We start from the raw sequence: 26821 nt of genomic DNA on the forward strand, positions 1-26821 counted from the left end.
CGATCCTTACGCGCGCGCCGGCTGGCGCCGGACGTAGCGCTGGTACATATCGGTCGCGAAGCCGATCAGCCCGGTTGGCCGCCACAGGATCACCGCCATCAGGATCAGGCTGTAGATGGTGAGCTGGATGCCGCCGACCCGGCCGCCGAGCCAGCTTTGCAGCAAGGCAGACGTCGTCTCCAGCAGCACGGTCCCGATCACCGGACCCCAAAGGGTGCCGATGCCGCCGACGATCGAAACCAGCGCGGCCTCGATCGAAATGCTGAAGCTGAACGCGGTCGCGGGGTCGATGAAGTAGATGTACTGGGTATAGAAGGTGCCGGCGAGCGCGGTCAGGAACGAGCTGATCATGTAGATGTCGCGCTTGATCTTCGGCGCGTTGACGCCGATCGCTTCGGCCGCATCTTCATCCTCGCCGATCGCGACCAGATAATATCCCATCCAGGAGCGCTCGATCAGCCAGGTGATGGTCAGTCCCAGCACAAGAAGCCCGAGCACCACATAATAGTAGGCCGCCTTGCCTTCGAACTGCATCATCAGCGGCGCGCTGCCGAGGTTGGGGATCGTGGTGCCTTCGGCGCCCCAGGCGAAATCGCGAAACTTCAGGAAGATCAGCATCAGCGCTTGCGCCGTTGCGATCGTCGCGATGGTGAAATAGGGGCCGCGCAGACGGAAGCACAGCCAGCCGATCGGCAGGCTTGCCAGCATCGCTACCACGCCGCCGGCTACCATGCCGATCCAGGGCGAGATGCCGAAATCGATCTGCAGGATGGTAGAGGTGTAGGCGCCGAGACCGAAATAGGCGGCGTGTCCGAGCGACAACTGCTTGGCGTAGCCGCCCATCAAGTTCCAGGCGACGCCGATGAAGGAGAACAGCAGGATGCGAATGAAGATGTCGATCGCAAACGAGCTCGTCACGAGATGCGGCAGGGCGATCAGCATCGCGAGGCCCAGCGCCAGCCAAAACCGGTTGATAGGGCGAATCATCGGGCGCGTCCTCCGCCGAGGCCGTTGGGCTTGAAGGCCAGCGTCAGCAGCAGCATCGCAAACACCACGATCAATCCGGAATCGGCGCCGACGAACTGGATCCCGAGCGATTCCGCGACCCCCATCATCAGGCTGGCGATCAGCGCGCCGATGACGTTGCCGAGCGTGCCGAGCACGACCGCGACGAACGCCATCAGCACGAACACCTGGCCGACGAACGGATAGGCCGAATAGAACGGCATCAATAGCGAGCCGGCGGCGCCGGCCAGCGCCAGCGCCACGCCGAGGGCTACACAGAACACGCGGTTCGGGTTGATTCCCATCAGTATCGCCACGTCGCGGTTCTGCGAGGCCGCGCGCATGGCCTTGCCGATGTCGGTCGCGTGCAGGAACACCCATAGTGCGCCGCTCAGCCCCATCGCGACCACGAAGGCGATCAGCTTTGCGACCGGGATATAAAGTCCGCCGATATGGTACGCTTCATCCGAATAGGAAGTGTGGACGGTGCGGTAGTTCGCCGAAAACAGCATCAGCGACAGATTGAGCAGCAACAGCGACAACGCAAAGGTCAGGAAGATCTGCGGCATGTCGTTCGGCCCCAGCACCCGGCGGATCAGGAAATGCTGGATCAGGACGCCGCAGACGAACAGAACCGGCATCGAGACCAGCAGCGAGACGATGGGGTCGATGCCGAATTGGCTGGAGAGAAAGAACGAGATGTACATTCCGATCATCACGAATTCGCCCTGGGCGAAATTGACGATCTTGACCACGCCGAAGATCAGCGTGACGCCGATGCTGACCAGCGCATAGATGCCGCCGATGAGCAGGCCGTTGATGACGGCCTGGGCCAGTGTCTCCCACATCGAATTGGTCCGGCGTCAGGTTTTCATCAGCGTCGCACGCTTGTCTTCATCGGGGAAGACGCTCGCGAGATCGCCGTTTTGCCACTGCACCCCGACGGGATGGCCGTAGATGTTCTTGCCGTCCGGGGCGAACTTGACCTTGCCGCCCGGTGCCATCGCTGCATAGCCCTTCGACACGTCGAGCGTCGCGAGAGCCTCGCGGACTTTCTGCGGATCGGCGGAACCCGCGCGTTCCAGCGCGTCGGCCAGCATGAAGGTCTGCGCGACCAGGCCGCCGGCATATTCGAACAGGAATTCGCCGGTGCGCTTCTTGTATTCGGCATTCACTTTCTGTGCGTCGTCGCTCATGTCATGGTTCCAGTGCGCTACACCCTGGAGACCTTCCGCGAGCTTGCCGACATTTTTGTAGAAGTCGGGAATGACGAAGCCGCCCGAGCCGCCGTTGATGGCGACGTTGAGGCCGACCTGCTTGACCGTTCGCACGATCAGGATGAGGTCGTTCAGGTAGGAGACCGAGAACAGAGCGTTGGCGCCGGAGGCCTTGACCTTGTTGATCAGCGGCGAGGCGTCGGTGAATCCCGCCGAATAAGGCTCGAACATCACGATCTCGACGCCTTCGGCAGGCGCAAGCTCCTTGAGGCCGTTCGAGGTCGAGGTGCCGAAGGCGGTGTTCTCGAAGATCACTGCGACCTTGGGCTTGTCGCCGACCAGTTTAGCCATCTGCAGCTGGGCCTTTGCGAATTGCGAAGCGCGGGCAAACGGCGTGAATGTGTAGGTGCGTCCCTTGTTGAGCTGGTCGGAACTCGAGCCGGTGATGATCGGCATCTTGGCCCGCTCGCAGACTTCGCTGGCGATCAGCGTGAGCGCACTGGCAAAGCAGCCATGGATCGCGGACAGCTTGTTGCCGGTGATCAGCCGGTCGGTTTCGGTGCGCGTTACGGTAGTGTCGCTCTGCACGTCGGAGACGATCAGATTGAGCTTGGCGCCGCCGAGCGATTTGATGCCGCCGGCTTCATTGACCATCTCGACCGCGAGCTTGGCGGCCGCGACGCAGCCGACGCCGATCTGCGCCATGCCGCCGGTGGTCGGGTAGAGCGCGCCGATATTGACGGCGTCGGCCGCCCAGCCGCGCAGCGGAACCGCGCCGAAAGCACCGGCGGCAAGCACGCCACCGGTCTTGACCAGGAACTGACGCCGGCTTTGCCGCTTCGAATGCGGCGAGCTTTGATCAGCATTATTAATGACAGAGCCCTTGCGATTCCTTCTCATGCCGTTTCTCCCCCTGCGACGGCGGTATAGATTTCCCGTCCGATCGCCTGTGTGGCTGTTAGCCTTGGGATGATAAGAGCACGTAGTTCCGCAATTTCAAAGGAGATATCCGCGCAGATCGCGACGCTTGGCCGAATGCTGGGTGCGTTGCAGCATGAGCGGATCGATTCCGAGGCGGCAGGTCGAGCGATCCGTATTCCGAGACGCTCAACCAGGCCCGCGGGATATTATTGACAATTAAGCGGTGGCCGGTGCGCTCGCGCGGCGAGAGGACCGGCCACCGCAAGTTATTCGGCGCTGCTCACCAGTTTGATGCGCGGTCGCGCGGCTTCCATGAGGCGCCGATAGGCGGCGAGATAGTCCAGCGCCATGCGGCGGGCCGTGAATCGTTCCTCGAACCGCTTTCGAATGGCCACTCTGTCGAGTGCGGCAAGACGATCGGCCACCGCGACGGCGCTGGTCTCATCCTCCACGATGAAGCCGGTGACATCCGGCTCGATGATCTCGGGTACCGACCCGCGGTTGAAGGCCAGGACAGGGGTGCCGCACGCCATGGCTTCGATCATGACGAGGCCGAAGGGTTCCGGCCAGTCGATCGGTAGCAACAGCCCGATGGCGCCTGAGAGGAAGTCCGATTTCTCCCTGTCGCTGATCTCGCCGATATATTCGACCAGCGGATTGCCGTTGATGAGCGGACAGATCAGCTCGTCGTAATATTCCTGGTCGACGCGGTCGACCTTGGCGGCGATCTTCAGCGGAATGCCGCAGCGGGTCGCGATCTTGATGGCGCGATCGACGCCCTTTTCCGGCGCGATCCGGCCGAGCACGGCGAGGTATGACGGCTTCACGGGCCGCGGGGTCAGCAGGTTTTCGGGTAGCCCATGATGGATGGTCCGCACCCAATTGGCCTGCGGCACGGGCCGCCGTTGCGCATCGGAAATCGAGATCACCGGAACTTTGGAGAATGCGCTGAACACCGGCTGGTGCTCCGGCAGGTCAAGCCTGCCGTGCAGGGTAGTCAGGAACGGCGTCGGCTGCCGGCAGAACAGCGAGAACGGATAGTAGTCGAGGTGAAAGTGCAGAAAATCGAACTCTTCATCGTCGCATTTTTGACGAACCCGCTCGAGCATCACCATGTGCAGCGCATTCGGATCGCGCACCGCGCCGTCAAGGCGCAGCGCCTTCGGCCAGGTGGCGTCGAGCTTCGCTGACGTCTGGGAATCACCGCTCGCAAAAAGAGTGACGTCGTGTCCCAACGCCACCAGTTCCTCGGTCAACCAGTGTACGACCCGTTCGGTCCCGCCGTACAGTTTGGGGGGAATGGCCTCCGTCAACGGGGCAACCTGCGCAATGCGCATCTTTCCGTCTCCTGTTTGTGATCGTGGATGAAAAAGCCCTCAGCCTGAATTCGGCACCGGCATGCCCAAGCGGGAACGTTCCCGCATCTGCGAAGTTCCCTTTGGTCAGCGTAACGACCTTCCTTCTTTCACAGTCTGGTCTTGCCGATGCCATGCGACACGAACAGATTTCTACTTGCCGTCATGCTGCATGATTGTTGCGCAGTCATGGCCGGGCGTTCCAAATCCAGCGCCGTTACATTCACGTAATCGTGGGCGAGATCGCGAAAAAATTCTCGTTCACCATCAACAGGTACGCAGACGTCATGGACCAGCTCTCAGGATATGCACATCGTCCCGTCGCCTTCGTGCTGCGATATCTGCGAAATCGTCTCACCTCCCATGTGGTGATCTTGTCCGCTGTCGTCTCGGCGGTTGCCTGCTCGGTGGGCACGCAATATGGCGTCAAGCATCTTGTCGACAGCCTGTCGGCCGGCCGCCCGCACGCGGGCGGCGTATGGCTGGCATTCGTTTTCCTCATGTCGCTGATCGCTGCCGACAATTTTCTTTGGCGGATCGCAAGCTGGACAGCGAGCTTTACCTTTGTCGGCGTCACCGGTGACCTCCGGCGCGACATGTTCCGCCATCTGACCGGCCACGCGCCGAGTTATTTCTCCGACCGGATGCCGGGCATGCTCACCAGCCGCATTACCGCCACATCGAATGCGGTGTTCACCGTCGAGAACATGTTCGTCTGGAATGTGTTGCCGCCGTGCATCGCGACGGTCGTGGCGATCGCCCTGATTGGAACCGTCAGCCTGCCAATGTCACTCGGCATGATCGTGATCGCGGGAACCATGGTGGTGGTGATGTTCCACCTGGCCGCCGCGGGCAAACCCCTGCATGACGACTTTGCCAACAAGGCCGCCGCAGTCGATGGCGAAATGGTCGATGTCATCAACAACATGCCGCTGGTGCGCGCATTTTGCGGCCTCGGCCATGAGCACGACCGGTTCGACGCCACCGTCAATCGGGAAATCGACGCGCGCGGGCGCAGCCTCCGTTATCTCGAGAAACTGCGTCTGGCTCACGCCGCGGTAACCGTGGTGCTCACCATCGGCATGCTGGCCTGGGCGGTCAACCTTTGGCAGCAGGGTACTGCGACCACCGGCGATGTCGTTCTGGTCTGCACGCTCGGCCTTGCGATCCTGAGTGCGACACGCGACCTGGCGGTGGCGCTGGTCGACGTTACCCAGCATGTCGCCCGGCTTACCGAGGCGATTGCGACTCTGCTGCAGCCACACGAATTGAACGATCACCCCGAGGCCGAGCCCCTGGTCAAGAGCGGTGCGGCGGTCGCTTTCAACAACGTCTCGTTCGGCTATCCGAGTGGGCTTCAGGTGTTCGACAAGTTCAACCTCCGCATTAAACCCGGCCAACGGGTCGGGCTGGTTGGGCAATCCGGCGGCGGAAAATCCAGCCTGTTCACGCTGCTGCAACGCTTTTATGACGTCCAGCACGGCACGATCACGATCGATGGCCAGGACATCTCGCGGGTGACGCAGCAAAGCCTGCGTGAAGCGATTTCCGTCGTGCCACAGGATATCTCGCTGTTCCATCGCTCGATCCTCGAAAATATCCGCTATGGACGGCCGAGCGCGACCGATAACGAGGTACTGCGCGCGGCAATCGCGGCACGCTGCGACTTCATCGAGAACCTGCCGGAGGGGATGGCGACCATCGTCGGCGATCGCGGCATCAAGGTTTCGGGCGGACAGCGGCAGCGTATCGCAATTGCGCGCGCCTTCTTGAAAGACGCTCCGATCCTGTTGCTGGATGAAGCCACCGCGGCCCTCGACAGCGAATCCGAAGAAGCCATCCGTGAAGCGCTGTCCCGGCTGATGCGCGGGCGCACCGTGATTGCCATTGCGCATCGTCTGGCCACACTGCGCAATTTCGATCGCGTGGTGATGTTGCAGGGTGGCCGGATCATCGACGATGGTCCGCCGGACGTTCTCGTGAAGGGAAAGGGCCCCTATCGCGAATTGGTCGCGCGCGAGATGGGGCACCTCGCAAGCCATGCGGCCTGATCTGCGTCGTTAGTGTTTGCGTCGAGGTCCATCGCAACGCCAGCAATGTCGCCTGAGGTTCACATGGCCGAAGTCACGCAACTGACAATCCGAACGGTCGAGCAGATCTCGGAATCGCCGTTCTACATTCCGATGACGGGACCCGCGGCAAGGCCGCGCCGCTCGCTCAAGCATGACGACACCTTCATCGTACTGGACAGCCATGGCGATATCGGCGCATCCGCCGGCGGACCCGACGGATTATTCAACGCCGACACGCGCTATCTCGCCCGGCTGGAAATGGTGCTGGACGATATGCAGCCGTTGCTGCTGGGCTCCAATTTGCGGGATGACAATTCGGCGCTGACCGTCGATCTCACCAATTCGGACGTCTACCGCAACGGCCGGCTAGCGTTGCAGAAAGACACGTTGCACATCGTGCGTTCGATCTTTCTGTGGCGCGGTTCGTTCTACCAGCGCATCGGCCTGCAAAACCATGGCGACCGCCCGGCGAGCTTCGACCTGTCGCTGCTGTTTGACAACGATTTTGCCGACTTGTTCGAGGTGCGCGGCGAACGGCGTGAGCGCAGGGGCGTCGGTTCGAGCAAGGTGCTGGGCCCCACCGATGTCGTGTTTGAGTATAAAGGGCTCGACGATCAGCCGCGCATCACCGCGCTGCATTTCGATCCCAAGCCGACCCGGCTTGCGATCAATTCGGCGAACTATCATTTCGAGCTGGCACCGGGGCAGGTGACTTCGCTGTTCATCGCGGTGTCTTGCAACAAGCCGATCATGCAGAAGCCGGCGCCGTTCTTCCGCGGGCTACTGGCGCACCGCCGCGAGATGCGGAAGTTGACGAAGGGGGCGGCCAGCATCGAGACCTCGAACAGCATCTTTAACGAGGTGTTGTGCCGGGCGATGGCCGATCTCAATATGCTGATGACGGAGACGCCGCAGGGCAGATACCCCTATGCCGGCATCCCCTGGTATTCGACGACGTTCGGCCGCGACGGATTGATCACGGCGTTGCAGATGCTGTGGGTCGATCCGCGCATCGCACAGGGCGTGTTGCGGCGGCTTGCTTTCTTCCAGGCGAAGGTGACCGATCCGCTGGCGGATGCCGAGCCCGGAAAAATCCTCCACGAGATGCGCGGCGGCGAGATGGCGGCGCTGCGCGAGGTGCCGTTCGCGCAGTATTACGGCAGCGTCGATTCGACTCCGCTATTCGTCCTGCTGGCCGGCCTTTATGTCGAACGCACCGCCGACGAGCAGACGCTTGTCGAATTGTGGCCCTCGATCGAGGCGGCGCTGCAATGGATCGACGGCCCCGGCGATCCCGATCGTGACGGTTTTATCGAATACCGGCGCGCGACGGAGCAGGGGCTCGCCAATCAGGGTTGGAAGGATTCGTTCGACGCCATCTTCCATGCCGATGGGCGGCTCGCCGAAGGCTATATCGCCTTGGCGGAAGTCCAGGGCTATGTGTTCGCCGGGAAGCGGCTGGCGGCGCGGTGTGCCCGCCGCCTCGGAAAGCTCGACCTCGCGGCCCGTCTCGAAACCGAAGCGTTGCTGCTGGCCGAACGTTTCGAAGATGCCTTCTGGTGCGAGGAACTCGGCACCTACGCGCTGGCGCTCGATGGCGCCAAGCAGCCCTGCAAGGTCCGAACCTCGAATGCCGGACAACTGCTCTTCACCGGCATCGTCCAGCCCGAGCGCGCGCGACGCGTCGCTGCCGATCTGATGAGCCAGAAGTTCTTTTCGGGATGGGGCATCCGCACCGTGGCGCGCGGTGAAGCCCGTTACAATCCGATGTCCTATCATGACGGATCGATCTGGCCGCACGACAATGCGTTGATTGCCCTCGGCCTGGCGCGCTATGGCCTGACGCATTCGGTGGCGCATCTGTTCAAGGGCCTGTTCGACGCCGCCAGCTACATGGATCTGCGACGGCTGCCCGAATTGTTCTGCGGGTTTCAGCGCGAACGACGGCGCGGACCGGTGCTCTATCCGGTGGCCTGCGCACCGCAGGCCTGGGCGAGCGCGACGCCGTTTAGCCTGCTGGAGGCCGCCCTCGGTCTGGAATTCGATGCCGCGCGCGGCGAGATTCGGCTCCGCAATCCGCGCCTGCCGGAGTTCCTCAATGAGGTGATATTACGCGACCTGCAGCTTGGCGCCTCGAGCGTCGACCTGCGGGTCCGTCGTCACGGCGAGGAAGTATCGCTCGAAGTGCTGCGAACACGTGGAGAGATTCAGGTGTCGATCGTGCTGACCCACTGACGGGGGCATCGGTCAACACCTCTTCAAAAGGCTCAGGAGGCGCACATGCGTGTGGGCATTCTCATCACGTTACTCGCTGTCGCGCTCGCGGCGGCCGCCGCCGTCAGGGCGGCCGACGACGCCGTCGCGCCACCTGCGGCCAGGACCACGCCGCAGGGGAGCGCTGCGAAGGAACCGGCACCGCCGCCGTCCGTGACGGTGATCGGCGCGAGAGACGCGCACGGCATCCTCGGCCGCGATGTTCGCAGCCCCGCTGACGAGGACATGGGACGTATCGTCGATGTGATCGTCGACCGCGAGGGCACAGTGCGTGCCGCGGTCATCGACTTCGGCGGCTTTCTGGGCGTCGGCAGCCGCAAGATCGTGGTCGACTGGAATGCACTGCGCTTTGGGCGCGTGGCCAACAAGAGCGACAGCATCACGCTCGAACTGACCAAGGATCAGGTGGTCGCCGCACCGGAATACAAGGAGGACACACCGCTGATCGTGCTCGGCGCGGCCGGCAGTCTCCGTCCGTTTGAATATGATCACTAGGGAGGGGAGACTGACTGCGCGGCTGTCCTCTTCGCTTGACCAGATGGATGACGATCGCCGTAAACGATCCGTCATCGGTGGCGACGTCGTGCCGTTGGTCCCCGAGCTGCCACCCGACCCGCGTCCTGCACCGTCTCCTGCGAGTCAGCGCGGCCTCGACTGGTTCATCTTTTTTCTGGCCGACGTGCAGACCGGCTTCGGGCCTTTCGTTGCAGTTTATCTGACGACGCAAAAGTGGACGCAGGTCGAGATTGGTTTCGTGCTTTCGATCGGCGGTGTTGTCGGCCTGCTTGGACAGATGCCGGGCGGGGCCATCGTCGACGCCGCCCGTTCCGAGCGGCTGGTGGCCGGCCTCGCGGTGGCAACGATCGGTTTCAGTGCGCTGGCCTATGCGGTGTGGCCGATTTTCCCGGTTGTGACCGCCGCTGCCACGCTCCATGCACTGGCGAGCTGCGTGCTCGGCCCGGCGATCGCTGCGATCAGTCTCGGTCTGGTCGGGCCGCTGGCGATCGGGGAACGGCTTGGGCGTAACGCCCGCTACGCGTCGCTGGGCAACGGTTCCGCGGCGGCCCTGATGGGGGCGTGCGGCTACCTGCTGTCGAGCCGGTCGGTATTCCTTGTCACCTTCATTCTGGCGATTCCGACGCTGTTGTCGCTGGCGCGAATTCGCGGGAAAGAGATCGACGTGGCGCAGTGCCACGGCGCCCTGGCGCGCGCGGCGCCCGACGTGGCGGATACCAACGTCATCCATTTGTTGCGGCAACGGCCGCTGCTGATTTTCGCAGGCAGCGTGTTGCTATTTCAATTGGCGAATGCGGCGATGTTGCCGTTGATGGCCGGCGTGGTGACGACCCGATCGAGCCAGTGGGCGCCGGTGCTGATCGCGGCTTGCATCATCGTGCCGCAGGCGATCGTGGCGCTCGCGTCGCCGTCGGTCGGACGCAAGGCGCAAGCCTGGGGCAGGCGGCCGCTGTTGCTGCTGGCCTTCGCCGCGCTCGCGATCCGCGGACTGTTGTTCGCCGTCGTGAAAGACCCCTACGTCTTGGTCATGGTGCAGGTGTTCGATGGCATCACCGCGGCCGTGCTCAGCGTGATGGTGCCGCTGATCGTGGCGGATGTCGCTTTCGGAAGCGGCCACTTCAATCTGGCGCAGGGCGTCGTCGGCACCGCGACCGGCATCGGCGCGTCGCTCAGCACCGTGCTGGCCGGCTATGTCAGCGACAGGTTCGGCAGCGGAATGGCCTTCACCGGATTGGCCGTCATTGCGGGCCTCGGCCTTGTGATGATCTGGTCATTCATGCCTGAGACGCGGCGGAGGGTGGCCTGATCACCATGCGCGCCGTGAGCAGCGCCGCCATAGCGTCAGCCTATGGTTTTGGCAGCCAAGCGGCATTTCTTGTACGATGCCCGGGCGCAGGTCGGGGTCGATGGCGGCTCGACCGCACACTGAAGCGTGAACGTAACAAAATTGCGCTGTTTGCGAACATCAGACAGCCGCGCCGCTATTAAGGGAACATCACATGGCCGAAGTTCAGGATGATCGTTCTTCATTTCCGGCTGAATCCGGGCCGGGACAGGTCGTGCTGGTGCTGCAGGGCGGTGGCGCGCTTGGTTCGTATCAGGCCGGCGTCTACCAGGCGCTGGACGAGGCCGGCATCGAGCCGGACTGGATCATCGGCACCTCGATCGGCGCCATTAATGCCGCCCTGATCGCGGGCAACACGCCGCAGAACCGGCTGTCGCGGTTGCACGAGTTCTGGAAGAAGATGGAACAGAATCCGGTCTGGAAGTTTCGTGCCGCCTTTCCGGATTTTACACAAAAGCTGTCCTATTGGTCGACTGTGATCAACGGCATTCCCGGCTTCTTCCAGCCGAATCCGTTGGCCCATGCCGGCGACTGCTATCCGCTGGGAGCTGACCATGCCGGTTATTATTCGACGTCGCCGCTGGAGCGGACGCTGACCGAACTGATCGATTTCAACCTGGTCAACCAGTGTACGCCGAGGCTGACGGTGGGCGCCGCCCATGTCCGCTCCAGTGAAATGCGCTACTTCGACAGCCGCGACGGCGAGATTGGGGTCAAGCACATCATGGCCTCAGGCGCGCTGCCACCGGCATTCCCAGCCGTGCGTATCGACGGCGAACTGTATTGGGACGGCGGCATTCTCTCGAACACGCCGACCGAGGCCGTGTTCGACGACAATCCGCGCAAGAACTCACTGATCTTCTCCGTACATTTGTGGAATTCGGCCGGCGCGGAGCCGACCACGATGGCGGAAGTGCTGAACCGGCACAAGGACGTACAGTATTCGAGCCGGATCGTCAGCCACATCGCCCGCCAGCAGCAGGCGCATCGTCTGCGTCACGTCATTAACCAGCTTGCGGCGCGATTGCCCGAGTCGGAGCGCAACAGCGAGGCGGTAAGAGAGCTTGCGAGCTATGGCTGTTCGACGCGGATGCATGTGGTGCGGCTGCAGGCGCCGCAGCTTACCCGCGAGGATCACACCAAGGATATCGACTTCAGTCCGTCCGGAATCATGCAGCGCTGGGACGCCGGCTATCGCCACACCAAGGCGGTGCTTGAGCGCAAGCCCTGGGTCGGCGAGTTCGATCCGCTCTCGGGGGTGGTGCTCCATGATCATGCGGAGATCATGCCGATGGCAGCGGAATAATAGCACCGCTGGAGAGGTTACAGCGACAGGGCCTTGCGATAGAGCGTGTTGTAGCACGCCGCAGAAAGATCCCAACTGAAGGATCGCGCCATGGCGCTACGGCGCATCGAGTCGAGGCGGTCTTTTGCCTTGAAGGCTTCGAAGGCGCGGCGGACGCCGCCGAGAAAGGATTCGGCCGACGGTTGCGCGAACAGGAAACCGGTTTCGCCATCCTTGATGGTCTCGGCCAGTCCGCCGGTCTGGTGACCGATCGGCAGCGATCCGAAGCGCTGCGCATACATCTGACTGAGCCCGCACGGTTCGAACCGCGACGGCATCAGCGTGAAGTCGCTGCCGGCAAAAATTCGCCGCGCCTGTCCGTCGTTGAAGCCGATGACGACGCCGATCGCGTCCGGTCTGCGCCGATGGGCGTCGACCAAGGCCTGTTCGATCGCGGGCTCGCCACTGCCGGTGACGACAATTTGCCCGCCGGCCTCGATGATCTCGTCGGCGGCTGATAACACGAGGTCGATGCCCTTCTGATGCACGAGACGGGCGACCAGACCGAAGATCGGACCGCGCGACACCGCCAGGCCAAACTGCTTGCGGACGTAGTCGGCGTTGGCCTGCTTGCCTTCCCAATCGCCGGGGGCAAATTGCTGGGCCAATTGCGCGCAGGCGCGGGGATCCCAGCTTTCGTCGATCCCGTTCAGGATACCGGTCAGCTCTGACGCGTCCGAGCGCCGGCGCAGCAGGCCTTCGAGGCCGCAGCCGAGTTCCGGCGTCGTGATCTCCCTGGCATAGGTCGCGCTGACGGTGGTGAGGTGCGAGGCGTAGACGAGGCCACCCTTGAGGAAGGACAGCTTGTCGTAGAATTCGAGCCCGTCGATGTGGAACGAGCTCTCCGGAGCCCCGATCCGGCGCAGCGACTCCCGCGGGAACAGCCCCTGATAGGCCAGGTTGTGAATGGTCAGGATCGAGGGAATTCTGGCGTTCTTCCAGGAGAGGTAGGCCGGTGCCAGCGCGGCCTGCCAGTCGTTGGCATGAACCAGGTCAGCTGCCCAATTCTTGTCCAGCGTGCCCAGCGCAAGCTCCGCCGCGGCGGATGCGAACCGGCCGAAACGCACGTCGTTGTCCGGCCAGTCGCGCCCCTGTTCGTCGCCGTAAGGGTTGCCCGGCCGGTCGTAGAGTTGCGGGCAGAGCAGGACGTAAATCGGCAGGCCGTCCCGGGTCGATGCCCGCCCCAGCGAACAGGCCGGCATCTCCGCGAGCGGGGCGCATTGCCCAACGATTTCAATGTGGGTGAACTGTTCGACGACGTCCCGGTAGCCGGGAAGCATGATCCGGACGTCGCTCCATGGACGCAGTGCCCGGGGAAGGGCCGCGGACACCGCAGCCAGGCCGCCGACCCGGACGAAATCATCCATTTCTGTGGTGACGAACAATACCTTCAAGCAACGCCCTCGCGCCCGTCCCTGCGTAAATCAATGCAAGAATGGGTCCAATTCTCCATCGGGAATTACAATGCGCCGTCGGGGCCGTCCGTTCCTGAATTCGGGAAACGCTTCCCAGCCGAGGCTGCACAATTTAGGGTCACGCCGAACCAGAAAATCAAGAGCCGTACGGCCGAGGGAGCTTTAGGGAATGACCATATCCGGTACCGATGAGAGGAATTTGACAGGCAGCTTCGCGGGCCTGCGCGTCCTCGATTTTTCGACGACGATTGCCGGACCTCACTGCACCCGGATGCTCGCCGACATGGGCGCGGAGGTCATCAAGATCGAAACCGAGGAAGGCGAGACGATGCGGACCCGCCCTCCGGTGCGGAACAACTGCTCGACCGCCTTTGGCCAGCTCAATGTCGGCAAGAACAGCCTGGTGCTGGATCTGAAATCGCCTGATGGCGTCGAGGCTGTCCGCCGGCTGGTCGCGACCACGGATGTTCTGGTCGAGAACTTTCGGCCGGGCGTGATGCGGCGGTTGAAACTCGATTACGGTTCATTGCACGAGCTCAACCCGAAACTGATCTATTGCTCGATCTCCGGATACGGCCAGACCGGGCCGTCGGCCGAATTGCCGGCCTATGCGCCGGTGATTCACGCCGCCTCCGGCTATGAGATGGCGCATCTCGCCTACCAGCCCGGACGAAGCCGGCCGGATTATTGCGGCATCTACCATGCCGACGTGCTCACCGGCGTCTATGCGTTCGGCGCCATCTCGGCCGCGCTGTATCAGCGCGCGACCGATCAGAAGGGACAGCACATCGACGTCTCGATGCTGGAATCGATGCTGAGTCTCACGTTGAATGAGTTGCAGTGGTCGCAATTCGAAGTGAAGGCGACGCAACGGCCGATGTTCGGCCCGATCGAGACGTCGGACGGCTATGTGATGGTCGCGATCGCCAGCGAGAAGACCTTCCAGAGCCTGATGAAGGTGATCGGCCATCCGGAATGGGTCAACGATCCGCGCTTTGCCAGGTATGCCGACCGCCGCGAAAACTGGGGAAGCCTGATGGACGGCGTGGAAGCGTGGTCGCGCGCGGTGACGACGGAAAAATGTCTCGCCGCACTCAATGACGACGGCGTTCCCTCATCGGCCTATCGCACCGTGGCCGAGGCGTTGCGCGATCCGCAGATTGCCCATCGCGGCGCGTTGGCCGAAGTCGAGGACGGCGGAGGAACCTTCAAGGTCCTCAACCTGCCGTTCCGCATGTCCGGCGCCAAGGTGTCGGCGGCAAAGCGGATGTCGACGCTCGGCGAACATACGCTTCGCCTGCTCAAGGAGACCGGTCTGTCGGAGGATGAAATAAAGGTTTTTTCCGGCAAGCGACCCGTGGCGGCGCGCGGCTGACCGCGCGCGTCGCAAAGCGGCAACATTAACGCCTGCGGCTTTTCATCCGCGGCATGTGAACGGACTTGCCCGCGACGGTGATTCCGGACAATCTCGCCCGATGTCATCGACGATCCGGAATACCGGACGACGAGTCTTCGGAGGGAACATCTATGAAAGCGGCGATCCGTTCGCGCGCGCTTGCGCGAATATTTCTTGTGGCGGGATTTGGTGTGGCGATGTCTGTGTCGCCAGCCAGCGCCCAGAAATCCGGCGGCAGCATCACCGTCGGTCTCGAACTCGATATTCCCGGTTTCGATCCCCTGAAAGTTGGCGTGTACGATACGTCGGCGGAAACCGCGGCGGCCGCGATTTTCGATACGCTCGTTGCCCTTGACGCCAAGGGCCAGCCGGTCCCGAAGCTGGCGCTGTCCTGGACCCATTCGGACGACTACAAAACATGGACGTTCAAGCTGCGGCCCGGTGTCAAATTCCACGACGGCACGCCGTTCAATGCCGAGGCGGTGAAGGCCAATTTCGATCGTCAGAAAGACCCGGCCAACAAGTGTCGCTGCGCCTTCTATATCGCCTACGTTCACGACGTTCAGGCACCCGACGAACTGACGGTGGTCTATAATCTGAACGATCCGGCGGTGAACCAGCCGGCGCTGATGACCATCCAGAGTTCCAACAACGTCATCCATTCACCGACGGCCTGGAAGACCAAGGGCGACGATTACAACCGCAATCCCGTCGGCACCGGGCCCTATGTCCTGAAATCATGGGCGGCGGGTGACCGCATGGTTCTGGAAATGAACCCGGACTACTGGAACAAGGGCCATCCCCATCTCGATCGCATCGTCTTGAAGCCGCTGCCGGACGCCCAGTCGCGTTTCGCCAGCCTGCAATCTGGCGAAGCGGATATCGTCTGGGACGATGAATACGACGCCGACAACATCCAGAAGGCGCAAAAAGATCCGAAGATGACGGTGCATACCTATGTCGGGTCAGGCGCTGCGGTCTACGCCTTCAACACCAAGACACCGCCGTTCGACGACGTTCGCGTGCGCCAGGCGCTGGTGATGGCGATCGACCGCAAGAAGATGTCGCAGGCCATCACCAACGGTCTGGCCAGACCGACTACCAATCCCTACGGCGACGGCTCGTGGGTCAAGTGCAAGGATGACGGCGCGCTGCCCGAGGATCTCGAAAAAGCCAAGGCCCTGCTCAAGGACTACGGCAAGCCGGTCGATTTCAAGATGCTGGTCACCGCGACGCCGCGCGGACGCAACGTAGGTCAGGTGCTGCAGCAGTTCTGGAAGCGGGCCGGCGCCAACATGGAGATCGAGCAGGTCGATCAGGCCACCATCGTGCCACGCGCCTTTATGCGTCAGTTCCAATTGACACCGTGGCGGATCGTCGATCTCGCCGACCCCGATCCGCAGATGTACGCCAACTTCCACACCGGCAGCCCGGTCGCGCTCGCCAATTATTCCAATCCTGAATTGGACCAATTGCTGGAGCATGCGCGAACCACCGCCGACCCCGCAAAACGCGCCGAGGACTACTGCGCGGTCAGCCGTCTCATCAACAAGGAAGCGATCTGGTTCTGGACCTTTCAGAATACCTATTACGCGATCTCGACCTCCAGGCTGAAAGGCTTGCCGAAGATCTATCACGGCGTGATCGACGTATCCGACACCTGGCTGGAATAATCCTCCATGCTGTTCTTTGTCGCGCGCCGGCTGCTGTATCTGATACCGGTGCTGATCGCCGTATCGCTGTTGACCTTCTTCATCGCGTCGCTGCTGCCGGGCGATCTCGCTTACGTGATCCTCGGCGATCAGGCGACGCCGGAGAAGGTGGCGGCGCTGCGCCATGACATGGGGCTCGATCAGCCGATCTGGATCCGCTATTTCGGCTGGCTCTGGAACATCCTGCAGGGCGATTTCGGCCGCTCGTTCCGCACCGGGCAGACTGTGCTGCAGGCGGTGTCCGAGCGGCTTCCGGTATCGTTCGAGCTGATGATCCTGGCCGAGATCATGGGCCTTGCCATCGGCGTTCCCCTGGCGATCGTCTGCGCGGCGCGCAGCGGCGGCGCGTTCGACCGCTTCATGACCGGCAGCGCCTTCGCCATGCTGTCGTTGCCGGCTTTTTTGTCGGCGATTCTGCTGATCTATTTCTTCGCGGTCGAGCTGCGCTGGTTGCCGGCGACCGGATACGTTCCCTTCGCCGAGGATCCGGCCGCGAATTTGCGCTTCATGGTCTTGCCTGCGCTCACGCTGGCGCTCGCCGAATGGCCGGGCATCATGCGCGTGCTGCGCTCGGACATGATCGCAACCCTGCAGGAAGATTATATCGCGCTCGCCAAGGCCAAGGGCTTGAAGGCGTCGCGTATCCTGTTCGTGCACGCACTGAAGCCGTCATCGTTGACGCTGGTGACGATTACCGGAATCAACATCGGGCGGTTGATCGGCGGCACGGTGATCGTCGAGACGATCTTCGCGCTGCCGGGGATCGGCCGCCTGCTGGTCGGCGCGATCTACACCCGCGACCTCATCATCCTGCAGGGCGTGGTGCTGCTGGTGGCCGCCGGCTTCGTGGTGATGAACTTCATTGTCGATCTGCTCTACGCCGTCCTCGATCCCAGGATTCGTCATGGCCACGCTTGAACTAACGATCGAGGAAGATGCCTCGGTGCTGCCGGCCCGGCGTGGACGGCGGCTGGGGCCGCTGTTCTGGTTCGCGATCGGCTGGGTGACCCTGATGTTCGCGGTCGCGATTTTTGCCAATGTGCTGCCGCTGCCGAGCCCGACCGACATGGACATGCTGGAGCGGCGGGCGCCGTTCTCGATGGAACATTGGCTAGGCACCGACGGCCTCGGCCGCGACGAACTGGCCCGCCTGATTTACGGCGCGCGGATCTCGCTGGTCGTCGGCCTCTGCGCGCCGATCATCGGGCTCACCATCGGCGGTGCGCTCGGCATGCTCGCCGGCTATTTCCGCGGAAGGTTCGAGTCGCTGGTGGTCGGCAGCATGGATGTGCTGCTGGCGTTTCCGCCACTGATCCTGGCGCTCGCCGTCACCGCCTATCTCGGCCAGTCGATCTTCAATCTGACCTGCATCCTCGGCGTGCTCGGCATTCCCGCTTTCATGCGGGTGGCGCGGGCGTCGACGCTGACGCTGGCGCGGCGCGAGTTCGTTATCGCGGCGCAAGCGCTCGGCGCCACCCACGCCCGCATCCTGCTGCGCGAATTGCTGCCCAACGTGTTGCTGCCGCTGCTCGCATTCTTCCTGCTCGGGGTCGCCGTCACCATCGTGGTCGAGGGCGCGTTGTCGTTCTTAGGGCTAGGCGTGCCGCCGCCGATCTCGAGCTGGGGCAGCATGATCGGGGAGGGACGCGAAAGCCTCGAAGTGGCGCCGCGGCTGGCTTTCCTGCCGGCCATTGCGATGTTCCTGACCGTGCTGTCCTTTAACCTGGTCGGCGACACGCTGCGGGCGCTCACCGATCCCAGGCAGGGCGCGCTGTGAGCGAGGCACCGCTGCTCTCCGTCGAGAATGTGGCCGTCGAGTTGCCGACGCCGCGCGGCAATCTGCGCGCGGTGGATCGTGTCAATCTCACCGTCGGCGCCGGACGGACGCTCGGCGTCGTCGGCGAATCCGGCTGCGGCAAGACCATGCTGTCGCGGGCGATCCTGCAATTGTTGCCGAAGAAAGCAAAACTCTCCGGCCGGGTCATGTTCGACGGCCAGGATCTGTTGCAACTCTCGCCCGAGAAGCTGCGCAAACTGCGCGGCCGCTCGCTCGCGGTGGTGTTCCAGGACCCGATGACCTCGCTCAATCCGGTGCTGACGATCGGCACGCAGTTGATCGAGACGTTGCAGGAGCACCTCGAACTCGACCTGGCCGCTGCCACCAAGCGCAGCGTCGAATTGCTCGCCGCCGTCGGCATTCCCGCGCCCGAGCAACGGCTGACGCAATACCCGCATCAGCTCTCCGGCGGCATGCGGCAGCGGGTGGCGATCGCGATCGCGCTGTCGTGCGAACCGAAACTGCTGATCGCGGATGAGCCGACCACCGCGCTCGACGTGACCATTCAGGCGCAGATTCTCGACCTGCTGGCACGGGAGCAGCGCCGCCGTCACATGGCGATGATCCTGATTACCCATGACCTCGGTGTCGTCGCCGGCCGTACCGACGAAGTCGCCGTGATGTATGCCGGCCGCGTGGTGGAACGCGCGCCGACGCCGGCTTTGTTCAAGAGGATGCGGATGCCCTACACCGAGGCGCTGCTGGCAGCGCTTCCGCGGATCGATGCCGCGCCCCATACGCCGCTGCCGGCGATTTCGGGACGGCCGCCCGATCCGACCCGGCCGCTGAAGGGCTGCTCGTTCTCGCCGCGCTGCCGTTATGCGGTTGCGCGCTGCCACAGCGAGAAGCCTGATCTTGCGGAAGCGGAGACACGTGAACATCAATACGCCTGCTTCCATCCGATCGAAAACCACGCGGTTTCAGACGCATGATGCAACAGACCGCTCCGCAAGAGGCGCTGCTCGAAGTCGACAATCTCGTCGTCGAATATCCCGTCGGCGCCAGGACCGTGCATGCGGTCTCCGGCGTCAGCCTGCAGATCGCGCGCGGCGAAACGCTCGGTCTGGTCGGCGAATCCGGTTGCGGCAAGTCGACGCTCGGCCGCGCGGTGTTGCAGTTGCGCCGGCCAACTTCCGGAAAAGTGTTGTTCGACGGCCAGGACCTCACGGCGATGCAGGGCGATACCTTACGGCTGATGCGCCGGCGCGTGCAACTGATCTTCCAGGATCCGATCGCCTCGTTGAATCCGCGGCGGCGGATCGGCGATATCGTTGCCGAGCCGCTGGTGATTTCAGGCGTCAAGGATCCGGAAAAGCGCAAGCAACTCGTCGATGAAGTGCTTGCCGCCGTTGGCCTCGACCCGGCGCTGGTGGTCGGACGTCTCCCGCACGAATTCTCCGGCGGGCAATGCCAGCGCATCTGCATCGCTCGCGCGCTGGTGCTCAACCCCGAATTCATCATCTGCGACGAGCCGGTTTCCGCGCTCGACGTATCTATTCGCGCCCAGATACTCAATCTGCTGGAGGAGATGAAAGCGCGGTACGGGCTGACGCTGTTGTTCATCGCGCACGATCTGGCGGTGGTGAAGGCGGTCAGCGACCGTGTCGCGGTGATGTATCTCGGCCGCCTCTGCGAAGTAGGTCCGTCCGCGCAGTTGTTCGCCAAACCAGCGCATCCCTATACCGCGCTTCTGATCGAAGCCATCCCGGTGCCCGATCCGGATGTCCGTCCCACCGAGACCGTGCCGGTGGGCGAACCGCCATCGCCGATCGCGCCGCCGTCCGGCTGCCGTTTTCGCACCCGCTGCCCGCGCGCGGATACGCGATGCAGCGCCGAGGTACCGGAACTGCGCCCGGTCGCGCCCGGCCAGCTCGTGGCTTGCCATCATCCCCTGATCTGAATATCGAAAAGCGCCCCTCCGCCGCGTTTGTCTCGCGTAGGCAGACGTGGCAATGTCCGGCCCCAGGAATGCCTTCAAGAACAAGAATGCCTTCAAGAACAAGATTTACGGGAGAGAAGCGATGAAAAGTTTCCAGGTCGCCGAGTTCAATGCCCCCCTGAAAGAGGTGGACCAGCCGACGCCGCAGCCCACGGGCACGCAGGTGCTGATCAAGGTGAAAGCCGCCGGCGTCTGCCATAGCGACCTTCACATATGGGAAGGCGGCTACGATCTCGGCCATGGCCGCAAGCCGCTGTCGCTGAAGGACCGTGGTGTGTCGCTGCCGCGCACGATGGGGCATGAGACGGTTGGCGAGATCCTGGCATTCGGACCTGATGTCAAGGAATCCGACAAAGGCGGGCTCAAGGCCGGCGACATCGCGCTGGCCTATCCATGGCTCGGCTGCGGCAAGTGCGAGACGTGTCTTGCCGGCGACGAGAACATGTGCGCGGTCAAACCGAATTCGCTCGGCGTCTATTGCGATGGCGGTTATGCCGATCACATGACGGTGCCGCATCCGAAATATCTGTTGAACCTGAACGGCCTCGATCCCGTCACCGCCGCGCCCTATGCCTGCTCCGGCGTCACCACCTATAGCGCGCTGAAGAAGGTTGAATTTGCCTTCAACTCGCCGATCGTCATCTTCGGCGCCGGCGGGCTCGGCCTGATGGCGCTGTCGCTGTTGAAGGCAATGGGCGGCAAGGGCGCCATCGTCGTCGATATCGACGCCCGCAAACGCGAGGCGGCCGAAGCCGCCGGCGCGCTCGCGACCGTCGACGGCAAGGCACCCGATGCGCTGGAGCAATTGGCGAAGAAGGCCGGTGGCCCGATCCGCGCCGTGATCGACCTGGTCGGCAACCCCGCCACCACGCAACTCGGCTTCGATTGCCTGACCAAGGGCGGCAAGCTCGTCATCGTCGGCCTGTTCGGCGGCGGCGCGACTTGGGCGTTGCCGCTGATCCCGATCAAGGCGATCACGATCCAGGGCAGCTATGTCGGCAATCTGCGCGAAACCCAGGAACTGCTCGATCTGGTGCGAACCAAGAAGATCGCGCCCATTCCGGTGACGACGATGCCGCTCGCGAAGGCCAATGAAGCGCTGAACGACCTGCACAAGGGCAAGCTGGTCGGCCGCGCGGTGCTGACGCCGTAGGAGGCTACGCCCGTCATTCCGGGTCTGGTGCTAACGCACCATCCCGGAATGACGGGCTTAATTGAAATGTAAGGAACTTCCTATGTCCGCCAACAACGCCCTCCACATCGCCGTCCTCGGTGGCGACGGCATTGGCCCGGAAGTGATGGCGCCGGCGCTGGAAGTCCTGCGCAAGATCGAGGCGACGACGGACCTGAAGTTTCGCTTCACCGACGCGCCCGCCGGCGCCGACAATTACCTGGCCACCGGCAAGTCGATGCCGGACAGCACGGTGAAGCTGTGCGACGAGGCGGATGCGATCCTGCTTGGTGCCTGCGGCCTGCCTTCGGTGCGCTATCCCGACAACACCGAGATTGCTCCGCAGATAGAACTGCGCTTTCATTTCGACCTCTATGCCGGCGTGCGTCCGGCGCGGCTGATCCCGGGGGTGCCGAGCCCGATCGTCGGCGCCGACCAGCGCGGCATCGATCTGGTTGTGATCCGCGAGTCCACCGAAGGCCTGTTCGCTTCGATGGGTAAGGGCGTGGTCACCGATACCGAGGCGCGCGAGACCCTCGTGATCACGCGAAAAACCTCGGAGCGGCTGTTCGAATTCTCGTTCCGGCTCGCCGAACGCCGCAAGGCGCGCGGGCGGGCCAATGGCGGGTTGACCTGCGTCGACAAGGCGAACGTGTTCAAGGCGTTCGCGTTCTTCCGCGAGATGTTCGACGACGCGGCCAAGCGCCATCCCGACGTCAAGGCCGACCGGCTCTATGTCGACGCCTGCTCGGCGCTTCTCGTCAAGCGTCCCTGGGATTTCGACGTCATGGTGATGGAGAACATGTTCGGCGACATTCTCTCCGACATGACCGCGGGCCTGATCGGCGGCATGGGCATGGCGCCGTCGGCCGACATCGGCGACCGCCACGCGGTGTTCCAGCCGTGCCACGGCACCGCGCCCGATATCATGGGGCAGGGCAAGGCCAATCCGACCGGCATGATCCTGTCGGCGGCGATGATGCTGGATTGGCTGGCCGACAAGCACGGCCTCGAGAGCGCCGCGGAAGCCAGCGTGCGCATCGAGCGGGCCGTCGACAAGGCCTATGCGGACGGCATCAAGCCGATGGAGTTCGGCGGCAGCAACGGCACCAATGATATCGCCAAGGCCGTGCTGGCGGCGCTGTAGAAGCCACTCCAGCCAAAATATCGAAAACAACCCCATGCAAAGTAGCTTCGCGCGCCCCCGGTGAGCCCGAGGCGCTCATCCCGAGGTAGCGAGATAGGGGTCGTCATCAAATCGCTTTTACCGCCTTCAGCTTCTCGATTCCCTCGGCGTCATAGCCCAGCGAGCGCAAGACCTCGTCATTGTGCTCGCCGAGATCGGGCGTGGCGGATCGAAGGTTGCGATCGAAGCCGGTGATCTCGCAGGGCTGAGCGATCAGGTCGAGTTCGCCGAGGCGCGGATGGGTGACGGAGCGCTTGATCCGCAACTGCTCGACCTGCGGGTCGGCAAAGACGTCCTTGACGTTGTAGACGGGGCCGCAGGGAAGACCCGCGGCGACCATGATCTCGAACCATTCGCGGGTCGACCGCGCGCGCAGGGCTGTGGTGATCAACTCATTCAGCGCCTCCCGGTTGCGCGAGCGCAAGCCTGCTGTGGCAAAGCGCGGATCGGCGCCCATCTTCTCCCGGCCGATCAGTTTGCAGAATTTCACAAAGTTCTTGTTGCCGGTGGCGGCGAGGTTGAGAAAGCCGTCGGCGGTCGGGAACAGTCCCATCGGCGTGTTGGTCGGATGGTTGTTGCCTTCCTGCGGCGGCACCTTCTTGTCCATGGTCCAGCGCGTCGCCTGGAAATCCATCAGCGTGATGCCGGCCTCCAGCAGCGAGGTCTGCACCCAGCGGCCTTGACCCGTAACTTCACGGTCGAGCAGCGCGATCAGCACGCCCTGCGCCAGGAAGGCGCCGGCCATGATGTCGGTGACGGCGACGCCGACGCGCAGCGGGCCCTGGCCTGGAAGGCCCGTGACCGACATGATGCCGGTCATGCCCTGCGCGATCTGGTCGATCGAGGGCCGCTCGGTGTAGGGGCCGTACTGGCCGAAGCCGGAAATGCTGCCATAGACGATCCGCGGATTGCGTTTCTTGACCGACTCGAAATCGACGCCGAGGCGCTTGGCGACGCTGGGGCGCATGTTCTCGACGATGACATCGGCCTGTTCGGCGAGCTGCATGAAGACCTCGCGGCCTTCGTCGGTCTTCAAGTTCAGCGTGATGGCGCGCTTGTTGCGGTGCAGGTTCTGGAAGTCCGAACCGTCGCGCCGGCCCACGACCTCGCTGGCTTCACCGGCTTCCGGCGGTGGTTCGACGCGGATCACGTCGGCGCCCCAGTCGGCCAGCGTACGGACGCAGGACGGGCCGGCGCGCGCCAGGGTCAGGTCGAGCACCTTGAACCGCGACAGCGGCAGACGGGGAGACTGGTCCTGCGGCGTGGCGTGGTCGGCTTTGTCGACGAGCTTATGCATGATGGTCGTCCTGAATCGGGATGATGTGCGAGGGATTGATTTCCAGCCAGACTTTCTGGCCGATATTGAACACACTGACCGGCGGCGACATCACGCGCAGTTTCAGGTCACAGGCATCGGCGCAGAACGCGTAGTCCCAGCTCTCGCCGAGGAAGGCGCGCTCGATAATGCTGCCGGGCAGGATGACGCAATCGCCGTTAGGGCAGGCAGCATGCAGCGCGAGGTTCTGCGAGCGCAGCGAGAATTCGCGGGTATTGATCGGCCCGCTTCTGCCGAGCCTTGCGGAGGCCACCTCAAAACCGTTGAAGGCGACGCTGGAGCCATTCGGCTTGCCGTCGAGAATGTTGGAGCGGCCGATGAACTCGGCGACGTAGCGCGTCTTCGGTCTTGTATAGAGTGTCAGGGGATCGTCGATCTGTTCGATGCGACCCTTGTTCATGACGGCGATACGGTCGGACGTCGTCATCGCTTCCGACTGGTCATGGGTGACATAGATCGAGGTGATGCCGAATTCGTTGTGCAGGCGCCGGATTTCGCTGCGCATCTCCTCGCGCAGGTTGGCGTCGAGGTTCGACAGCGGTTCATCCAGCAGCAGGATTTCCGGCTGCACCACCAGCGCCCGCGCCAGCGATACCCGCTGCTGCTGGCCGCCGGACAGTTCGTTGGGATAGCGGGCGGCGAGGTGGCCCAGCTGCACCACGTCGAGGATATGTCCGACCCGGCGTCTGGCTTCGTCTTTCGCGACCTTGCGCATCTTGAGGCCGAAGGCGACGTTCTGCTCCACCGTCATGTTCGGCCACAGCGCGTAGCTCTGAAAGATCATCGACATCCGCCGTTTTTCCGGCGGCAGCGAGGCGCTTGCGGACGACATCTGCTTGCCGTCCATTTCAACCGTGCCGGCGGTCGGCGTCACGAAGCCCGCGATCATCCGCAGGGTCGTGGTCTTGCCGCAGCCGGACGGGCCCAGCAGCGAAACGAACTCGCCCGCGCGCAGCGTTAGATTGAGGTCGTCGACGACGACGAGATCTCCGAATTTCTTGGTCAGATTCTTGAGCTGCAACTTGTCCATCAGTTCCGCCTCAGCATGAAGTCGCGACCGAGAACGGCTGCGCCGACGAGCGTCACCACGCCGGTGACGACGAGCAGCAGGACGGAAATCGCGGAAAGCATTTCGTATGAACCCTGTTCGCTCAGCTCCAGGGTCAGCACCGAGACCACCCGGGTTTGCGGCCCGGACAGGAACATCGCGGTCGACAATTCGCGGGTGCCGATGATGAAGATCAGAAGCCAGCTCCCGAACAGCGATTTCTTCAGGATCGGCAGCACCACCAGCCAGAGCGCGCGGGCCTGGTTACCGCCGGCGATCCGCACGGCCTCTTCCAGTTCGGGGTGCAGGCCCTGGATCGCGGAATTGGAATTGGTGAAGGCGATCGGCAGAAAGCGCGTGACAAAGGCGATCACGACCAGCGCGCCGAGGCCGTAGAGCGCAAACGGCGGCGGCGCGTAGGCAGCATAGAAGCAGATCGCGAGCACGATGCCGGGCACCGCAAACGGCGCCAGCGTGACGCTTGCCAGCAGGTGGGAGTAGGGCAGCAGCTTGCGCTGTGAGATATAGGCGACGGCGAAACCCAAAAAGGTACAAATGGTGGCGGTGATGATGGCGTATTGGAAGGTGTTGAACAACGCCTGCCGCACCGTCATCTGGTCGAACAGCACTTCCCGAAAATTATGAAAAGTGAAATTGGCCGCCGACATCGGTTGGGCCCAGGCCTTGCTGAGCGAGGTTTGCAGGATGATGAACAGCGGCATGAACACCGACAGGCCCGCGATCGCCATCGCATAGGCAAACAGCACCCAGCGGTAGGCCCCGAGGACCATCGGTTCGCGGTGGCCGCCCTTGCCGCCCACGGTGACATAGCTCTTGCGCGCCAAGAGGCGACGCTGCACCCACAACAATGCAATCGTGATGCCGACCATCGGCATCGAGAACGCCGCGGCGACCTCGACCCTGACGGGATTTTCGAAGAACGCCGCGAGTTGCGTCGTCACGACATTGAAGCCGGCCGGGATCGCGATCAGCGCCGGCGTGCCGTAGAGGCCGAGTACTTCGAGGAACACCAGGAAGACCGAACCGAGGATCGCCGGCAGCGCCAGCGGCAATGTGACACGAAAGGTGGTCTGCGCCGGGCCGGCGCCGAGGATTGCGGCGGCTTCCTCCATCTCGGTCGAGATCAGGTCGAGCGCGGATTTGGTGAAAACATAAATCAGCGGAAACGAATAGAGCGCGGTGACCAGCGCCAGGCCCCAGAAGGTGAAGATATTGAACGGGCCTGATGGTGCGCCGGTCAGCGCCATCCACGCCTTGTTGATCCAGCCGGCATTGGGGCCGCCGAGCAGGATCCAGCCGATGGCGCCGACAAAGGGCGGGATCAAAAACGACGCCAGCACCATCACATGCACGAAGCCGCGTCCGGGCATGTCGGTGCGCGAGACGCCCCAGGCCAGTGGCACCGCGATGAAGCTGGCGAACAGCGCGGCTACGGCGCCGAGTTCGACCGAATTGATCAGCGCCTGGACGTAGCGCGGCCGGCCGAAGGCGGTGACGTAATTGGCGAAGGTAAAGCTGTGGTCGCGGGCGTTGGTGAAGCTGTCCTTGACCAGTTGGAACAGCGGGTTGGCAACCAGAAACACCAGCACGCCCGCCAGCAGCAGCGCTACCAGCGTCGTCGGATTGAAAGCATTACGGAACGCTGCCGCAACTTTCGTTGCGCCAGTGCTGCGGTCACCCTCTATACCCAGTACGGCCATTTGCAAGACA

The 26821-nt window shown here is 63.1% G+C and carries 21 protein-coding genes; 13 read left to right on the forward strand and 8 right to left on the reverse strand.

What is annotated here, in order from left to right; all coding sequences use genetic code 11:
* Positions 1-6: 6 nt before the first annotated feature.
* From FFI89_RS09925 to FFI89_RS09940, 4 genes are all read right to left on the reverse strand, one after another.
* A complete protein-coding gene (locus tag FFI89_RS09925) occupies positions 7-987 on the reverse strand; it encodes a branched-chain amino acid ABC transporter permease (protein WP_138835129.1) in 981 nt (326 codons plus the stop codon).
* Positions 984-1853 carry a branched-chain amino acid ABC transporter permease gene (locus FFI89_RS09930; protein WP_138835131.1) on the reverse strand — a complete coding sequence of 290 codons (870 nt, stop codon included), beginning with the start codon at positions 1851-1853 and terminating at the stop codon, positions 984-986. The genes FFI89_RS09925 and FFI89_RS09930 overlap by 4 nt, the downstream gene beginning before the upstream one ends.
* Before the next feature lie 15 nt (positions 1854-1868).
* Positions 1869-3122: an ABC transporter substrate-binding protein gene (locus FFI89_RS09935; RefSeq protein WP_138835133.1), complete on the reverse strand. Its 1254-nt coding sequence runs from the start codon at positions 3120-3122 to the stop codon at positions 1869-1871.
* A 287-nt stretch (positions 3123-3409) separates the two neighbouring features.
* Positions 3410-4480, reverse strand: a complete 1071-nt coding sequence (locus FFI89_RS09940) for a glycosyltransferase family 4 protein (protein ID WP_138835135.1) — start codon at positions 4478-4480, stop codon at positions 3410-3412.
* 305 nt (positions 4481-4785) lie between these two features.
* On the opposite strand from FFI89_RS09940, the gene FFI89_RS09945 reads away from it, so the two are divergent.
* From FFI89_RS09945 to FFI89_RS09965, 5 genes are all read left to right on the forward strand, one after another.
* Positions 4786-6549, forward strand: coding sequence for an ABC transporter ATP-binding protein (locus FFI89_RS09945; protein ID WP_138835137.1), 1764 nt, complete (start codon positions 4786-4788; stop codon positions 6547-6549).
* Positions 6550-6612: 63 nt separating this feature from the next.
* Positions 6613-8805 carry an amylo-alpha-1,6-glucosidase gene (locus tag FFI89_RS09950; RefSeq protein WP_246669408.1) on the forward strand — a complete coding sequence of 731 codons (2193 nt, stop codon included), beginning with the start codon at positions 6613-6615 and terminating at the stop codon, positions 8803-8805.
* Positions 8806-8850: 45 nt separating this feature from the next.
* Positions 8851-9339, forward strand: a complete 489-nt coding sequence (locus FFI89_RS09955; protein ID WP_138835142.1) for a PRC-barrel domain-containing protein — start codon at positions 8851-8853, stop codon at positions 9337-9339.
* A 43-nt stretch (positions 9340-9382) separates the two neighbouring features.
* Positions 9383-10666, forward strand: a complete 1284-nt coding sequence (locus FFI89_RS09960) for an MFS transporter (RefSeq protein ID WP_138835144.1) — start codon at positions 9383-9385, stop codon at positions 10664-10666.
* Positions 10667-10859: 193 nt separating this feature from the next.
* Positions 10860-12011, forward strand: a complete 1152-nt coding sequence (locus FFI89_RS09965; protein ID WP_138835146.1) for a patatin-like phospholipase family protein — start codon at positions 10860-10862, stop codon at positions 12009-12011.
* 17 nt (positions 12012-12028) lie between these two features.
* Here FFI89_RS09965 and glgA read toward each other — a convergent pair whose 3' ends face one another.
* Positions 12029-13444 carry a glycogen synthase GlgA gene (gene glgA, locus FFI89_RS09970; protein WP_138835148.1) on the reverse strand — a complete coding sequence of 472 codons (1416 nt, stop codon included), beginning with the start codon at positions 13442-13444 and terminating at the stop codon, positions 12029-12031.
* A 190-nt stretch (positions 13445-13634) separates the two neighbouring features.
* Here glgA and FFI89_RS09975 point away from each other — a divergent pair, with 190 nt between their 5' ends.
* The 8 genes from FFI89_RS09975 to FFI89_RS10010 all read left to right on the forward strand — a co-directional run bounded on the left by FFI89_RS09975 (position 13635) and on the right by FFI89_RS10010 (position 22667).
* Positions 13635-14840: a CaiB/BaiF CoA-transferase family protein gene (locus FFI89_RS09975; protein WP_138835150.1), complete on the forward strand. Its 1206-nt coding sequence runs from the start codon at positions 13635-13637 to the stop codon at positions 14838-14840.
* A gap of 218 nt (positions 14841-15058) precedes the next feature.
* Positions 15059-16534 (forward strand): ABC transporter substrate-binding protein, encoded by a 1476-nt coding sequence (locus FFI89_RS09980; protein ID WP_246669409.1) that lies wholly within the window; start codon positions 15059-15061, stop codon positions 16532-16534.
* Between the two features lie 6 nt (positions 16535-16540).
* On the forward strand, positions 16541-17491 hold the full coding sequence (locus FFI89_RS09985; RefSeq protein WP_138835154.1) for an ABC transporter permease: 951 nt from the start codon (positions 16541-16543) through the stop codon (positions 17489-17491).
* On the forward strand, positions 17478-18350 hold the full coding sequence (locus FFI89_RS09990; protein ID WP_138835156.1) for an ABC transporter permease: 873 nt from the start codon (positions 17478-17480) through the stop codon (positions 18348-18350). Before FFI89_RS09985 ends, FFI89_RS09990 begins: the two co-directional genes overlap by 14 nt.
* Positions 18347-19342 carry an ABC transporter ATP-binding protein gene (locus tag FFI89_RS09995; RefSeq protein WP_138835158.1) on the forward strand — a complete coding sequence of 332 codons (996 nt, stop codon included), beginning with the start codon at positions 18347-18349 and terminating at the stop codon, positions 19340-19342. Before FFI89_RS09990 ends, FFI89_RS09995 begins: the two co-directional genes overlap by 4 nt.
* Positions 19339-20310 carry an ABC transporter ATP-binding protein gene (locus FFI89_RS10000; RefSeq protein WP_138835160.1) on the forward strand — a complete coding sequence of 324 codons (972 nt, stop codon included), beginning with the start codon at positions 19339-19341 and terminating at the stop codon, positions 20308-20310. Before FFI89_RS09995 ends, FFI89_RS10000 begins: the two co-directional genes overlap by 4 nt.
* Before the next feature lie 121 nt (positions 20311-20431).
* Positions 20432-21502, forward strand: a complete 1071-nt coding sequence (locus tag FFI89_RS10005; RefSeq protein WP_138835162.1) for an alcohol dehydrogenase — start codon at positions 20432-20434, stop codon at positions 21500-21502.
* An 82-nt stretch (positions 21503-21584) separates the two neighbouring features.
* Positions 21585-22667 (forward strand): isocitrate/isopropylmalate dehydrogenase family protein, encoded by a 1083-nt coding sequence (locus FFI89_RS10010; RefSeq protein ID WP_138835164.1) that lies wholly within the window; start codon positions 21585-21587, stop codon positions 22665-22667.
* A gap of 106 nt (positions 22668-22773) precedes the next feature.
* On the opposite strand, the gene FFI89_RS10015 is transcribed toward FFI89_RS10010, so the two are convergent.
* Genes FFI89_RS10015 through FFI89_RS10025 form a run of 3 tightly spaced genes read right to left on the reverse strand, consistent with a single transcriptional unit; the run spans position 22774 to position 26811 of the window.
* Positions 22774-24003, reverse strand: a complete 1230-nt coding sequence (locus FFI89_RS10015) for a CaiB/BaiF CoA-transferase family protein (protein ID WP_138835167.1) — start codon at positions 24001-24003, stop codon at positions 22774-22776.
* The gene (locus FFI89_RS10020) at positions 23996-25072 is read right to left on the reverse strand and encodes an ABC transporter ATP-binding protein (RefSeq protein WP_138835169.1); all 1077 of its coding nucleotides are present in this window, start codon (positions 25070-25072) and stop codon (positions 23996-23998) included. The genes FFI89_RS10015 and FFI89_RS10020 overlap by 8 nt, the downstream gene beginning before the upstream one ends.
* Complete coding sequence (locus FFI89_RS10025) at positions 25072-26811, reverse strand: iron ABC transporter permease (protein ID WP_138835171.1); 1740 nt, start codon at positions 26809-26811, stop codon at positions 25072-25074. The genes FFI89_RS10020 and FFI89_RS10025 overlap by 1 nt, the downstream gene beginning before the upstream one ends.
* Positions 26812-26821: the final 10 nt, after the last annotated feature.

The sequence above is a fragment of the Bradyrhizobium sp. KBS0727 genome, from assembly GCF_005937885.2.
Taxonomy (GTDB): Bacteria; Pseudomonadota; Alphaproteobacteria; order Rhizobiales; family Xanthobacteraceae; genus Bradyrhizobium.

Coding starts and splice junctions, on each gene's coding strand:
- FFI89_RS09935 (WP_138835133.1), bottom strand. CDS start 3,122: ATGAGAAGGAATCGCAAGGGCTCTGTCATTAATAATGCTGATCAAAGC.
- FFI89_RS09945 (WP_138835137.1), top strand. CDS start 4,786: ATGGACCAGCTCTCAGGATATGCACATCGTCCCGTCGCCTTCGTGCTG.
- FFI89_RS10000 (WP_138835160.1), top strand. CDS start 19,339: ATGATGCAACAGACCGCTCCGCAAGAGGCGCTGCTCGAAGTCGACAAT.
- FFI89_RS09990 (WP_138835156.1), top strand. CDS start 17,478: ATGGCCACGCTTGAACTAACGATCGAGGAAGATGCCTCGGTGCTGCCG.
- FFI89_RS09940 (WP_138835135.1), bottom strand. CDS start 4,480: ATGCGCATTGCGCAGGTTGCCCCGTTGACGGAGGCCATTCCCCCCAAA.
- FFI89_RS09930 (WP_138835131.1), bottom strand. CDS start 1,853: ATGTGGGAGACACTGGCCCAGGCCGTCATCAACGGCCTGCTCATCGGC.
- FFI89_RS09925 (WP_138835129.1), bottom strand. CDS start 987: ATGATTCGCCCTATCAACCGGTTTTGGCTGGCGCTGGGCCTCGCGATG.
- FFI89_RS09965 (WP_138835146.1), top strand. CDS start 10,860: ATGGCCGAAGTTCAGGATGATCGTTCTTCATTTCCGGCTGAATCCGGG.
- FFI89_RS10025 (WP_138835171.1), bottom strand. CDS start 26,811: ATGGCCGTACTGGGTATAGAGGGTGACCGCAGCACTGGCGCAACGAAA.
- FFI89_RS10015 (WP_138835167.1), bottom strand. CDS start 24,003: ATGCATAAGCTCGTCGACAAAGCCGACCACGCCACGCCGCAGGACCAG.
- FFI89_RS09955 (WP_138835142.1), top strand. CDS start 8,851: ATGCGTGTGGGCATTCTCATCACGTTACTCGCTGTCGCGCTCGCGGCG.
- FFI89_RS09980 (WP_246669409.1), top strand. CDS start 15,059: ATGTCTGTGTCGCCAGCCAGCGCCCAGAAATCCGGCGGCAGCATCACC.
- FFI89_RS09975 (WP_138835150.1), top strand. CDS start 13,635: ATGACCATATCCGGTACCGATGAGAGGAATTTGACAGGCAGCTTCGCG.
- FFI89_RS10010 (WP_138835164.1), top strand. CDS start 21,585: ATGTCCGCCAACAACGCCCTCCACATCGCCGTCCTCGGTGGCGACGGC.
- FFI89_RS10005 (WP_138835162.1), top strand. CDS start 20,432: ATGAAAAGTTTCCAGGTCGCCGAGTTCAATGCCCCCCTGAAAGAGGTG.
- FFI89_RS09985 (WP_138835154.1), top strand. CDS start 16,541: ATGCTGTTCTTTGTCGCGCGCCGGCTGCTGTATCTGATACCGGTGCTG.
- FFI89_RS10020 (WP_138835169.1), bottom strand. CDS start 25,072: ATGGACAAGTTGCAGCTCAAGAATCTGACCAAGAAATTCGGAGATCTC.
- FFI89_RS09960 (WP_138835144.1), top strand. CDS start 9,383: ATGGATGACGATCGCCGTAAACGATCCGTCATCGGTGGCGACGTCGTG.
- FFI89_RS09950 (WP_246669408.1), top strand. CDS start 6,613: ATGGCCGAAGTCACGCAACTGACAATCCGAACGGTCGAGCAGATCTCG.